This is a genomic window from Ottowia beijingensis, assembly GCF_013423955.1.
Taxonomy (GTDB): Bacteria; Pseudomonadota; Gammaproteobacteria; order Burkholderiales; family Burkholderiaceae_C; genus Ottowia; species Ottowia beijingensis.
Genome location: NZ_JACCKX010000001.1, coordinates 1,125,086 through 1,137,469, shown reverse-complemented (window position 1 = coordinate 1,137,469; position 12,384 = coordinate 1,125,086). Strand labels below are relative to the sequence as shown.

General features: G+C 70.0%; 6 protein-coding genes, 1 tRNA gene and 4 pseudogenes. 6 read left to right on the top strand and 5 right to left on the bottom strand.

All coding sequences use genetic code 11. From position 1 onward, the window contains the following. Positions 1-32: 32 nt before the first annotated feature. From H0I39_RS05710 to H0I39_RS05700, 3 genes and pseudogenes are all read right to left on the bottom strand, one after another. Positions 33-998, bottom strand: coding sequence for an ABC transporter permease (locus H0I39_RS05710; protein WP_180549866.1), 966 nt, complete (start codon positions 996-998; stop codon positions 33-35). Between the two features lie 171 nt (positions 999-1,169). Then, positions 1,170-2,230: pseudogene (locus H0I39_RS05705) on the bottom strand (ABC transporter permease). A 183-nt stretch (positions 2,231-2,413) separates the two neighbouring features. After that, positions 2,414-3,967: an ABC transporter ATP-binding protein gene (locus H0I39_RS05700; RefSeq protein WP_180549865.1), complete on the bottom strand. Its 1,554-nt coding sequence runs from the start codon at positions 3,965-3,967 to the stop codon at positions 2,414-2,416. 210 nt (positions 3,968-4,177) lie between these two features. Between H0I39_RS05700 and xdhA the strand changes: the two genes are divergently transcribed. The 3 genes and pseudogenes from xdhA to H0I39_RS05685 all read left to right on the top strand — a co-directional run. Beyond that, on the top strand, positions 4,178-5,725 hold the full coding sequence (gene xdhA, locus H0I39_RS05695) for a xanthine dehydrogenase small subunit (protein ID WP_307776778.1): 1,548 nt from the start codon (positions 4,178-4,180) through the stop codon (positions 5,723-5,725). Positions 5,726-5,997: 272 nt separating this feature from the next. Beyond that, positions 5,998-7,167 (top strand): annotated as a pseudogene (locus H0I39_RS05690) (molybdopterin cofactor-binding domain-containing protein); the annotation flags it as partial. 320 nt (positions 7,168-7,487) lie between these two features. After that, a pseudogene (locus H0I39_RS05685) lies at positions 7,488-8,621 on the top strand (molybdopterin cofactor-binding domain-containing protein); the annotation flags it as partial. Between the two features lie 48 nt (positions 8,622-8,669). Here H0I39_RS05685 and H0I39_RS05680 read toward each other — a convergent pair. Together H0I39_RS05680 and H0I39_RS05675 are read right to left on the bottom strand one after the other, a co-directional pair. Next, positions 8,670-8,746, bottom strand: a tRNA-Met gene (locus tag H0I39_RS05680). A 49-nt stretch (positions 8,747-8,795) separates the two neighbouring features. After that, positions 8,796-9,575 (bottom strand): enoyl-CoA hydratase, encoded by a 780-nt coding sequence (locus tag H0I39_RS05675; RefSeq protein WP_180549864.1) that lies wholly within the window; start codon positions 9,573-9,575, stop codon positions 8,796-8,798. 124 nt (positions 9,576-9,699) lie between these two features. Here H0I39_RS05675 and H0I39_RS05670 point away from each other — a divergent pair. From H0I39_RS05670 to paaK, 3 genes and pseudogenes are all read left to right on the top strand, one after another. After that, positions 9,700-10,516, top strand: a pseudogene (locus H0I39_RS05670) (enoyl-CoA hydratase-related protein). Next, on the top strand, positions 10,516-10,983 hold the full coding sequence (gene paaI / locus H0I39_RS05665) for a hydroxyphenylacetyl-CoA thioesterase PaaI (RefSeq protein ID WP_180549863.1): 468 nt from the start codon (positions 10,516-10,518) through the stop codon (positions 10,981-10,983). Before H0I39_RS05670 ends, paaI begins: the two are co-directional and overlap by 1 nt. Continuing rightward, positions 10,980-12,281 (top strand): phenylacetate--CoA ligase PaaK, encoded by a 1,302-nt coding sequence (gene paaK / locus H0I39_RS05660; protein WP_180549862.1) that lies wholly within the window; start codon positions 10,980-10,982, stop codon positions 12,279-12,281. Before paaI ends, paaK begins: the two co-directional genes overlap by 4 nt. The last annotated feature ends 103 nt before the right edge of the window (positions 12,282-12,384 follow it).

The window sequence follows — 12,384 nt, the reverse complement described above, 5'->3', positions numbered from 1 at the left end:
GCGCCCATCAATAAAGCGCCAGAGGCATATACTCACCTATCAGAGGAAAAGCTGCAATGTGCCGGCACCGCGCCGGCCTCACGCCCCGGGTGGAACGGCTTGCCCAGCGAGGCCGGCATGTTGACGCGGATCCACGTCGGGTTGCGCGAGATCAGCGCCAGCACCACGATGGTGGCCAGGTAGGGCATCATCGTCAGCACCTGGCTGGGCACCTGCACGCCCTGGCCCTGCAGGTGGAACTGCAGCATCGTCACGCCGCCGAACAGGTACGCCCCCAGCAGGATGCGCGCCGGCCGCCAGGTGGCGAAGGTGGTCAGCGCCAGCGCGATCCAGCCCTTGCCGGCCACCATGCCCTCCACCCACAGCGGCGTGTAGATGACCGAGATGTACGCCCCCGCCAGCCCGCACAGCGCGCCGCCCGCCACCACCGCCGCCAGCCGGATGCCGCGCACGTGGTAGCCCAGCGCGTGCGCCGACTGCGGCGATTCGCCCACCGAGCGCAGCACCAGCCCGCCGCGCGTGCGGTACAGGAACCAGATCAGCCCGGCGGCGATCAGCATGGCGCCGTACACCAGCGGGTGGTGGCGCAGCAGCGCCGGCCCGATCAGCGGCACGTCGCCCAGCCCCAGCCAGTTGAACTGCGGCCGCTCGGGCAGCTTGGCCTGCACGTAGCCGATGCCCACGAAGGCCGAAAAGCCGACGCCGAACAGGCTCAGCGCCAGCCCGGTGGCGTATTGGTTGGTGTTCAGCCAGATCACCAGCCAGCCGAAGACGGCCGCCAGCAGTGCCCCCGCCGCCATGCCGGCGGCAAAGCCCGCCCAGTCATTGCCCGTGTGCACCACGGCGGCGAAGCCGGCGATGGCGGCGCACAGCATCATCCCCTCGGCCCCCAGGTTGACGATGCCCGCCTTCTCGTTGATCAGCAGGCCCAGCGCGGCAATGGCCAGCACCGTGCCGGCGTTCAGCGTGGCGGCGAAGAGCAGGGCGTATTGGTCCATCAGCAGCGCCTCCCCGGTCTTGCGCCCTCTCCCGCCTGCGGGAGAGGGTTGGGGTGAGGGCCGTCGGCGCACCAGGCGGCACGGCTTTTGTTCAGACGCTGTCCACCTTCACCCCCGCCCTCTCCCGCACGCGGGAGAGGGGTGAACACCTGGAGCACAGCGCCATGACCATCAATTGCCTTTCCCCCAGCGCACCCGGTAATTCACCAGCGTGTCACACGCCAGCAGCGTGAACAGCAGCAGGCCCTGGAATACCCCCGTCAACGACTTCGGCAGCCCCAGGCGCGACTGCGCCAGCTCGCCGCCGATGTAGAACATGCTCATCAAGATCGCCGCCAGCACCATGCCCAGCGGGTGCAGCCGCCCGACGAAGGCGACGATGATGGCGGCGAAGCCGTAGCCCGCCGGCACGTAGGGCGTCAGTTGCCCGATTGGCCCCGCCACCTCCAGCGCGCCGGCCAGTCCGGCCGTGCCGCCCGAGATCAGCAGCGCCGTCCACAGCGCGCGGCGCGACGAGAAGCCCGCATAGCGCGCCGCCGCTGGCGCCAGCCCGCCCACCTGCTGCGCGAAGCCGCTGCGCGTGCGGAACAAGTACACCCACAGCAGCGCCGCGCCGGCCAGCGCGATCAGCGCACCGATATTCACGCGCGAGCCGGCCATCAGCCGCGGGATGCGCGTCACGGCGTCGAAGGTGCGCGTCTGCGGAAAGTTGTAGCCCGCCGGGTCCTTCCACGGCCCGTAGACCAGGTAGCCCAGCACCTGGATGGCCACGTACACCAGCATCAGGCTGACCAGGATTTCGCCCGCGTTGAAGCGGTCGCGCAAGAAGGCCGTGATGCCCGCCCACGCCATGCCGCCCAGCACGCCGGCCAGCAGTACGGCCAGCACGATCCAGCGCCCCGTCTCCTTGCCCGCCAGCAGCGCCACGCCGCCGGCCGCGATGGCGCCGATGACGAACTGCCCCTCGGCGCCGATGTTCCACACGTTGGAGCGGAAGCACACGGCCAGGCCGAGGGCGATCAGCAGCAGCGGCGTGGCCTTCACGCCCAGCTCGCCCAGCGCGTAGGCGGACTTGATCGGCTCCCAGAAAAAGACCTGCAGCCCGCGCACCGGGTCCTTGCCCATCACGCTGAACAGGGCCACGCCGATCACCACCGTGATCGCCAGTGCCAGCAGCGAAGAGGCCCAGGTCCACGCGCGCGAGGGGCGGGGCGGGGCTCAAGGCGCAGCATGGCTTGCTCCTTGGCTGTTGCTCCCTCGCCCCTCTGGGGAGAGGGTAGGGGTGAGGGCTGGCGGCGTGCCAGTGGGGTGCGTGGCTGGCCCCCACCCCAGCCCTCCCCAGCGGGGGAGGGAGGGCCCTCACCCCAGCCCTCTCCCGCAGGCGGGAGAGGGAGCAAGCCTGGTGGGGAGTGGCTTCAATGCGCATGCGCCACCTCCCCGCCACGCTCCATGTCCGCCAGGTGCTGCTGCACATCGCCATGCCACAAGCCGCTCATCCACGCCCCGATCTGCTCCACCGTGGCATCGCGCCGCTCCACGGCCGGCGACAGCTGCCCCTTGGCCATCACGTGCAGGCGGTCGCACAGCTCGAACAGCTCGTCCAGCTCCTCGCTCACCACCAGCACGGCGCAGCCGGCGTCGCGCAGCGCCAGGATCTCGGCGCGGATCTGGGCCGACGCGCCCACGTCCACGCCCCAGGTCGGTTGCGACACGATCAGCAGCGTGGGGTTGGCGTCGATCTCGCGCCCCATGATGAACTTCTGCAGGTTGCCGCCCGACAGCGAGCGCGCCAGCGCCTGCGGGCCCGCGGCCTTGACCTTGAAGCGATCGATGATGCCCGCCGCCTGATCGCGCAGCACGCCGGTGCGCAGCCAGCCGAAGGCGCCCACGGCCTCGCGCCGCGTCAGCAGCAGGTTGTGCGCCAGGCCCATCTCGGGCACGGCGCCGCGGCCCAGGCGCTCCTCGGGCACGAAGTGCAAGCCCAGCGCGCGGCGCTGGCCGGGCGAGCGGTGGCCCACAGGCTGGTTCGCTATTGAAATGGAAGCTGTCGGCGCCCGCCGGTCCTCGCCCGACAGCGCAAACAGCAGCTCGCGCTGGCCATTGCCCGAGACGCCGGCAATGCCCACCACCTCGCCCGCGCGCACCTGCAGCGACACGTCGATCAGATCCACGCCGAAGGGCGATTCGCGCTTCAGGCTCAGGCCGTCCACCGCCAGCACCACCGCGCCCGGCGCGCGGGCGTGGTGCGCCAGCGCGGGCGGCTCGGCGCCGATCATCATGCGGCTCAAGGATGCGTTGCTTTCCTCGCGCGGGTCGCACACGCCCGTCACGCGGCCGGCGCGCATCACCGTGCAGGCGGTGCACAGCGCGCGAATCTCGTGCAGCTTGTGGCTGATGTAGAGGATGCTGCAACCCTCGGCCGCCAGCTGCCGCAGCGTGACGAACAGCTTGTCCACCGCCTGCGGCGTCAGTACCGAGGTCGGCTCGTCCAGGATCAGCAGCTTCGGGTGGGTGAGCAGCGCGCGGATGATCTCCACCCGCTGCATCTCGCCCACGCCCAGGGTGTGCACCGGGCGCGCGGGGTCGGTGTCGAGGCCGTAGGCGGCGGCGGTCTGCTCGATGCGGCGCGTGACCTCGGCCAGGCTAAGCGACTTGTCCAATCCCAGCCACACGTTCTCGGCCACGCTGAGTGTCTCGAACAGGCTGAAGTGCTGGAACACCATGGCAATGCCCAGCGCGCGCGCCTGCTGCGGGTTGGCGATGTGCACCGGCTGGCCGTCGAAGCGCACCTCGCCCGCGTCGGGCTTGGTGGCGCCGTAGATGATCTTCATCAGCGTGCTCTTGCCGGCGCCGTTCTCGCCCAGCACGGCGTGGATCTCGCCCGGCTGCACCGTCAGCGACACGCCGTCGTTGGCCACCAAGCCGGGGTAGCGCTTGGTGATGCCGGTGAGCTGCAGGCGGGCCGTCATGGTTATCGGGTCAAACAGGCCGCTCGTTGCCTTGCATCAAGCGCGAGCAGCTATTGAAATTGTAGTTATCCGGTGTGACGTTGATCGCGGGGGTGACGCAATGTAGCACCCGTGTGCGCCCTTCGGCACCCGCGCGCCCTGCCATGGCCGCAGAAGGGGCAGGCGTTGATGCGGGGGCCGCGCGGCGGTTTTCGCGCCATACTGCCGCGCATGAGTCCACCCGTCCTGCGCTTCGTCCTGGGCCGCCAGCCGCAGACGCTGGCCAACGTGCCGCCCGACCGCACGCTGCTCAACGTGCTGCGTGACTACCTGCACTGCACCGCCGTCAAGGAGGGCTGCGCCAGCGGCGACTGCGGCGCCTGCACCGTGGCGCTGGCCGAGCGGGGCAGCGACGGCCAACTCAGCTACCGCGCCATCAACAGCTGCATCCGCCTGGCGCACAGCGTGCAGGGCATGGCCGTGTTCACCGCCGCCGACATCGCGGGTGCTGACGGCACGCTGCACCCGGCGCAGCGCGCGATGGTCGAGTGCCACGGCTCGCAATGCGGCTTCTGCACGCCGGGCTTCGTGATGAGCCTGTTCGTGCTGCACCGCCAGCCCGGCGGCGGTCATGTAGCCCCCACGCTCCCCGCTGCGCGCGGTTCGCTGCCCCCGAGGGGCTGGCCTCGCCTTGGCGCGGCCCGGCGGCGGGGCCGTCTCGCGCGACGAGGCGCTGCACGCGCTGTCGGGCAACCTGTGCCGCTGCACCGGCTACCGGCCGATTCTGGACGCCGCGCAGACCATGCACCACTGGCCCGACGTGCCGCTGGACGAAGCGGCGTTGCTTCAAAATTGGAGCTGCTCGCGCCCGATGGTCGGGCGCCAGAGGCCGATTCGGCGGAAAACTTCTACGCCACGCCGCGCACGCTGGCCGAGCTGCTGGCGCTGCGTGCTGCGCACCCGCGGGCGCTGCTGGCCGCCGGCACCACCGACGTGGGGCTGTGGGTCACCAAGCAGCACCAGCGCTTCGCGCAGATCATCGACCTCACCCGCGTGGCCGAACTGCGGCGCATCGAGCGCGCAGGCGACACGCTGCGCATCGGCGCCGCCGCCACGCTGGTCGACGCCTTCGCCGCGCTGGCGCAGGATCGGCCGCAGCTCGCCCCCTTCCTCGACCGCTTCGCCGGCCTGCCGGTACGCGTCAGCGGCACGCTGGGCGGCAACGTGGCCAACGGCTCGCCCATCGGCGACAGCATGCCGCTGCTCATTGCCCTGGGCGCCACGCTGGTGCTGGCCAGCACGCGCGGTGAGCGCAGCCTGCCCATCGCGGACTTCTACCTCGCCTACCGGAAGACCGCGCTGGCGCCCGACGAGGTGCTGGCGCGCATCGACGTGCCGCTGCCCACGCCGCATGAATGGCTGCGCGCCGACAAGATCAGCAAGCGCCTGGAGGACGACATCAGCGCCGTCTGCCTGGCGGTGGCGCTTCAGATCGACGGCGGCGTGATCCGCAGCGCCCGCATTGGCGCCGGCGGCGTGGCGGCCGTGCCGGCGCGTGCCATCCAGACCGAAGCGGCGTTGGCTGGAAAGCCGGCAACGCAGGCCGTCTTCGACGCCGCCGCCACCGTGCTGGCGGCCGAGTTCGAACCCATCAGCGACATGCGCGCCAGCAGCGCCTACCGCCGCACGGTGCTGGGCAACCTGCTGCGCCGCGCCTGGGCGCAATCGCAGCCTGGCGCGGCCACACTGGCCACGCTGCAACCGGAGACCCTGCCATGACCCAGCACAAGCCCATGCCCCTGCCTGGCGAAGAACCGCCGGTGCAAGACCCCGATCCGTTCGCGCCGCCGGCCCGTGGAAGACCCCGCCACGCCGCCGCTGCCGCGGCGCGACCCGGGCGACGCACCGCCCGTGCAAGACCCCGAGCCGAAGCCATGAGCGAGCGGCCGGCATCGCCCCATTACGGCACGGCGCACGCGGACGATGCGCCGGTGAGCCGCGATGCCGGCAGCGCGGCGCTGCCCGCCACCGCCCCCGAAGACGTGGCCGCGATGCCGCACGCCGCGCCGGCCACCGCTCCAACGGCCGAAGCCGCCTGCGGCACGCCGCACCCGCACGAAAGCGCCCACGCGCAGGTGCAGGGCCTGGCGCCGTATGTCGACGACCTGCCCGAGCCACGCGGCACGCTGCACGCGGCGCCCATCCTGTCGCCGGTCGCGCACGGCAGGCTGCTGGGCATCGACGCCACGGCTGCGCTGGCACTGCCCGGCGTGCGTGCTCTCGTCACCGCGGCCGACATCCCGGGCGACCCGGTGCTGGCCACCTTTGTGCACGACGAGCCCATCTTCGCCACCGATGTGGTGCAGCACGTCGGCCAGGTGGTCGGGCTGGTGGTGGCCGACACGGTGCAGGCCGCGCGTCACGCGGCGCGCCAGGTCAGGCTCGACATCGCGCCGCTGCCCGCCATCCTCACCATCGAGCAGGCCATGGCGGCCGAGAGCTTCGTGCTGCCCACGGTGACGGTGGCGCGCGGCGATGCCGCCGGTGCGCTGGCCGCCGCATCGCACCGGCTGCAAGGCCGCTTTGCCGTCGGCGGGCAGGAGCACTTCTACCTCGAAGGCCAGATCGCCCTGGCCGTGCCCGGCGAGCAGCAGCAGTGGCACATCCACAGCAGCACGCAGCACCCGGGCGAGGTGCAGCACTGGGTGGCGCACGCGCTGGGCATCGCCAGCCACCGCGTCACCGTCGAATGCCGGCGCATGGGCGGCGGCTTCGGTGGCAAGGAGACGCAGGCCGGCCACATGGCCGTGTGGGCGGCGCTGGCTGCACTGAAAACCAAAGCGCCCGTCAAGCTGCGGCTGGACCGCGACGACGACTTCATGACCACCGGCAAGCGGCACCCCTTCGCCTTCGACTACGACGTGGGCTTTGGCGACGACGGCCGCATGACGGGCCTGACGCTCGACATGATGGCCAACTGCGGCTTCAGCGCCGACCTGAGCGGCCCGGTGTGCGACCGCGCCGTGTTCCACGCCGACAACGCTTATTACCTGGGCGACGTGGTGATCCGCAGCTTCCGCTGCAAGACCAATCTGCAGAGCCACACCGCTTTCCGCGGCTTCGGCGGCCCGCAGGGCGTGATCGCCATCGAGACCATCCTGGGCGACATCGCCCGGGTGCTGGGCCAGGACGCGCTGGACGTGCGCATGGCCAATCTGTACGACGGCAGGCCTCCCTCCCCGCTGGGGCAGGGTTGGGGTGGGGGCAGACCGCGCCTGCCAGCACCGCTGCGCCCCTCACCCCAGCCCCCGGATCGAGTCCGGGGCAGGCTCTCCCCAGAGGGGCGAGGGAGTCACCCCGCCACGCCACTCCCTCCCCGCTGGGGAGGGCCGGGGTGGGGGCCGCGCCGTAACCGCTGCCGCCGCTGCGCCCTCACCCCACCCTCTCCCCAGGGGAGAGGGAGCCAAACCCCGGCTACCGCGACTTCACTCCCTCTCCCGCCTGCGGAAGAGGGCCGGGGTGAGGGCACCGCGCCCACCCCCGCGACACCACCCACTACCAGATGCGGGTGGAAGACAACATCCTCCACGAATTGCTCCCAGAACTGGAGCACCTTGCGCAGTATCGGCGGCGACAAGAGGCTGTTTTGGCCTGGAACGCGCAAAACGCTTACCTCAAGCGCGGCATCGCCATCACCCCCGTCAAGTTCGGTATCAGCTTCACCGCCACGCTGTTCAACCAGGCCGGCGCGCTGGTGCACGTCTACACCGACGGCAGCGTGCAGGTGAACCACGGCGGCACCGAGATGGGCCAGGGCCTGCACACCAAGGTGGCGCAGGTGGTGGCCGACGAACTGGGCGTGCCGCTGGCGCGGGTGCTGGTCACCGCCAGTGCCACCGACAAGGTGCCCAACGCCAGCGCCACCGCCGCCAGCAGCGGCACCGACCTGAACGGCAAGGCCGCGCAGGCCGCCGCCCGCACCGTGCGCGACAACCTGGCCGCCTTCGTGAGCGGGCTGGACGGCTGCGGCGCGGGCGCGGTCGAGTTCCGCGCCGGCCAGGTCATCAGCCCCAGCGTCACGCGCGCCTTTGCCGAGGTGGTGAAGGCCGCCTACGCCAACCGCATCCAGCTGTGGAGCGACGGCTTCTACCGCACGCCCAGGATCCACTACGACAAGGCCACGCTCACCGGCCGGCCCTTCTTCTACTTCGCCTACGGCGCCGCGTGCAGCGAGGTCGCCATCGACACCCTCACCGGCGAATACCGCGTGCTGGCCGTGGACATCCTGCACGACGTGGGCCGCAGCATCAACCCGGCCATCGACATCGGCCAGATCGAGGGCGGCTTCATCCAGGGCATGGGCTGGCTGACCACCGAGGAGCTGGTGTGGAACGAGCACGGCGCGCTCACCACGAAGGCGCCCAGCACCTACAAGATCCCCACCGCCGCCGACCTGCCCGCGCACTTCAAGGTCCACCTGTGGCCCGAGCCGAACGCCGAGGACACCATCTTCCGCAGCAAGGCCGTGGGCGAGCCACCCTTCATGCTCGCCGTCAGCGTGTGGGAAGCCCTGCGCAACGCGGTGGCCGCCGCGCGCGCCGACGGGCAGCCGGTGCGCATGGACGCCCCCGCCACGGCCGAGCGCGTGCTGCGCGCGCTCCGCAGCGTGGCCTGAGCCCAGGAAAAAGCCCCGACTGGCATGACCAATCGGGGCTTTCTGATGTGGTGGTGGTAGGTGGAATCGAACCACCGACCTTGGGGTTATGAATCCCACGCTCTAACCGACTGAGCTATACCACCGGCAACCGCGCATTATAGGGAAATGCACCGCGCCGGCGGCGGAAATCGGTCACTGGTTCTTGAACACCGCCGCACGCTTGTTGACGAAGGCGTCCATGCCTTCCTTCTGGTCGGCGGTGGCGAACAGCGCGTGGAACAGGCGGCGCTCGAACATCACGCCATCGGCCAGCGTGCCTTCGAAGGCCTTGTTGACGCTCTCCTTGGCCGCCATCACGGCCATGCGACCGTAGCCGCTGATCATCAGGGCGGCGGCCAGCGTTTCCTCCATCAGCTTGTCCAGCGGCACGATGCGGCTGACGAGGCCGGCGCGCTCGGCCTCGGTGGCGTCCATCATGCGGCCGGTGAGGGCCAGGTCCATGGCCTTGGCCTTGCCCACGGCACGCGGCAGGCGCTGCGTGCCGCCGGCGCCGGGGATGATGCCGAGCTTGATCTCGGGCTGGCCGAACTTGGCGTTGTCGGCGGCGATGATGAAGTCGCACATCATGGCCAACTCGCAGCCACCACCCAGGGCGAAGCCGCTGACGGCGGCGATGACGGGCTTGCGGATGCTGCGGATGGTTTCCCAGTCGCGCGTGATGTAGTCGTCGCCGTACACGTCGGCGAAGGTGTAGGTGGCCATGGCGCCGATGTCGGCGCCGGCGGCAAAGGCCTTCTCGTTGCCGGTGATGACGATGCAGCCGATGGCGGCGTCGGCGTCGAAAGCCTTGAGCGCCTGGCCCAGTTCCACCATCAGCTGCGGGCTGAGGGCGTTGAGCTGCTTGGGCCGGTTCAGCGTGATGATGCCGACCTTCTCGCCCTCGGTGCGGGTGGTGATGAATTCGTAGGCCATGGGGGTTCTCCTTGTGTGATGGTGTCGGGTTGAGTGGCACTATAACCAGCCACCATGAACGCGCACAGTTAACCGACCGATGGGTCGGTTAATGGTAAATTGCGCCCCGAGGAGACAACACCGCATGACCACCCCCGCACCCGGCGCGGCCGCCGAGCCCGCCGTCCTGTTTGCGCAGGAGGGCCCCGTCGCCGTCCTGACGCTGAACCGCCCCGCCTCGCTCAACAGCTTCACGCGGCAGATGCACCGCGACCTGTGGGCAGCGCTCGACCAGATCGAGGCCGACAAGTCGATCCGTGCGCTGGTGCTCACCGGCGCCGGCCGCGGCTTCTGCGCCGGTGCCGACCTGTCGGAGTTCGACTTCCGGCCGGGCGACGACCTCATGTTCCGCGCCGATCCCGGCCCGGTGATCGACCAGGCCTTCAACCCCACCACGCGGCGCCTGATCAACGTGCGCGTGCCCACCGTGTGCGCCGTCAACGGCGTGGCGGCGGGCGCGGGCGCGTCGGTGGCCATGGCCTGCGACATCGCCATCGCGGCGCCGGGCGCCAGCTTCATCCAGGCCTTCAGCAAGATCGGCCTGGTGCCCGACAGCGGTGCCACCTGGCTGCTGCCGCAGCGCGTGGGCCTGGCGCGCGCCATGGCGCTGGCGATGACGGGCGACAAGCTCGGTGCTCTAGAAGCCAAGGCCATGGGCATGATCTGGGACGTGGCCGACGACTCCGTCGATGCGGCGAAAAAATGGCTGAGCGCCTGGCCGCCATGCCGACCAAGGCGCTGATTGCCACGCGCCACCTGCTGCGCAACGCGCACACGCACAGCCTGGACGAGCAGTTGGATCTGGAGCGCGATGTGCAGTCGCGCCTGGGCTTCACGCACGACTACATCGAGGGTGTGTCGGCCTTTTGCAGAAGCGCCCAGCGCAGTTCAAGGGCGAATGATGACTGCACATTTGACTGAGGCCGAAGCCGCCGATCTGGCGCGCCGCGTGGGCGAATCCATGTACGCGGCCGACGAGGCCTCGAAAGACACCATGGGCATGGAGCTGCTGGCCTGCCAGCCCGGCCGCGCCAGCATGCGCATGGTGGTCAGGCCGCTGCACCTGAACGGCCACAAGATCTGCCACGGCGGCTTCATCTTCACGCTGGCCGATTCCACCTTCGCCTACGCCTGCAACAGCCGCAACCACGCCACCGTGGCCAACGGCTGCAGCATCGAGTTTCTGCGCCCCGCGCACGAAGGCGACGTGCTGACGGCCGAGGGCGTGGAGCAGACGCTCTCCGGCCGCCACGGCATCTACGACATCCGCGTCAGCAACCAGAAGGGCCAGGCGGTGGCGCTGTTCCGCGGCAAGAGCACGCAGATCAGCGGCACCGTGATCCCCGAGCCCGCAGGAGCCTCTTCATGACCGACAAGACCTTTGCGCTGGAGCCGATCGAGAAGGCCAGCGTCGACGAGTTGCGCGCGCTGCAGCTGCAGCGGCTGAAGTGGTCGCTGGCCCACGCCTACGCCAACTCGCCGGTCTACAAGGCCAAGTTCGACGCGGCGGGCGTGCACCCCGACGACCTGAAGCAGCTGTCCGACCTGGCCAAGTTCCCCTTCACCACCAAGAAGGACCTGCGCGACAGCTACCCCTTCGGCATGTTCGCCGTGCCGCGCGATCAACTGGCGCGCATCCACGCGTCCAGCGGCACCACGGGCAAGCCCACGGTGGTCGGCTACACGCTCAAGGACATCGACACCTGGGCCGGCGTGGTGGCGCGCAGCATTCGCGCCAGCGGCGCGCGGCCGGGTGACCTGGTGCACATCAGCTACGGCTACGGCCTGTTCACCGGCGGCCTGGGCGCGCACTATGGCGCCGAGAAGCTGGGCCTGACGGTGGTGCCCTTCGGCGGCGGCCAGACCGAGCGGCAGATCCAGCTGATCCAGGACTTCCGGCCCGACATCATCATGGTCACGCCCAGCTACATGCTGGCCATTGCCGACGAGGTGGAGCGGATGGGGCTGGACCCCAAGGCCTTGAGCCTGCGCCTGGGCATCTTCGGCGCCGAGCCGTGGACCAACGAGATGCGCACCGCCATCGAGGCGCGCATGAATATCGACGCGGTCGACATCTACGGCCTGTCGGAAGTGATGGGCCCCGGCGTGGCCAACGAATGCGTCGAAACCAAGGACGGCCCGACGATCTGGGAAGACCATTTCTACCCCGAGATCATCGACCCCGACACCGGCGAGCCGGTGCCCGACGGGCAGGAGGGCGAACTCGTCTTCACCAGCCTGACGAAAGAGGCGCTGCCCATCATCCGCTACCGCACGCGCGACCTCACGCGCCTGCTGCCCGGCACCGCGCGCACCATGCGCCGCATGCAGAAGATCACCGGCCGCTCGGACGACATGATGATCATCCGCGGCGTGAACGTGTTCCCGACGCAGATCGAGGAACTGTTGCTCAAGCGCCCCGAGCTGTCGCCGCACTACCAGTGCGTGCTGACGCGCGAAGGCCCGATGGACAACCTGAAGGTGGCGGTGGAATGCGCGCCGGGCGTCGACCCTGAGGGCATCCAGGCCCGCGCCGCCGCCAAGCTGCTGCAGCACGAGATCAAGGTGTACGTGGGCAGCAGCGTCGAGGTCGAGCTGAAGGGCGAGGGCGGCATCGAGCGCAGCGTGGGCAAGGCCAGGCGGGTGGTGGACCTGCGGCCGAAGTGACCGCGGTCACCAGGCTGGTTGTTATTGATTTGATAGCTGCTTGCGCCTGTCATAAGCCGTTTTCAGGTTGTTTTATATCTGAAATTGGATTGTATCGTGCGTA

Bases quoted from the DNA above. Each gene is read 5' to 3' on its own strand.
- H0I39_RS05710 (WP_180549866.1), bottom strand. From the start codon at position 998: ATGGACCAATACGCCCTGCTCTTCGCCGCCACGCTGAACGCCGGCACG.
- H0I39_RS05700 (WP_180549865.1), bottom strand. From the start codon at position 3,967: ATGACGGCCCGCCTGCAGCTCACCGGCATCACCAAGCGCTACCCCGGC.
- xdhA (WP_307776778.1), top strand. From the start codon at position 4,178: ATGAGTCCACCCGTCCTGCGCTTCGTCCTGGGCCGCCAGCCGCAGACG.
- H0I39_RS05675 (WP_180549864.1), bottom strand. From the start codon at position 9,575: ATGGCCTACGAATTCATCACCACCCGCACCGAGGGCGAGAAGGTCGGC.
- paaI (WP_180549863.1), top strand. From the start codon at position 10,516: ATGACTGCACATTTGACTGAGGCCGAAGCCGCCGATCTGGCGCGCCGC.
- paaK (WP_180549862.1), top strand. From the start codon at position 10,980: ATGACCGACAAGACCTTTGCGCTGGAGCCGATCGAGAAGGCCAGCGTC.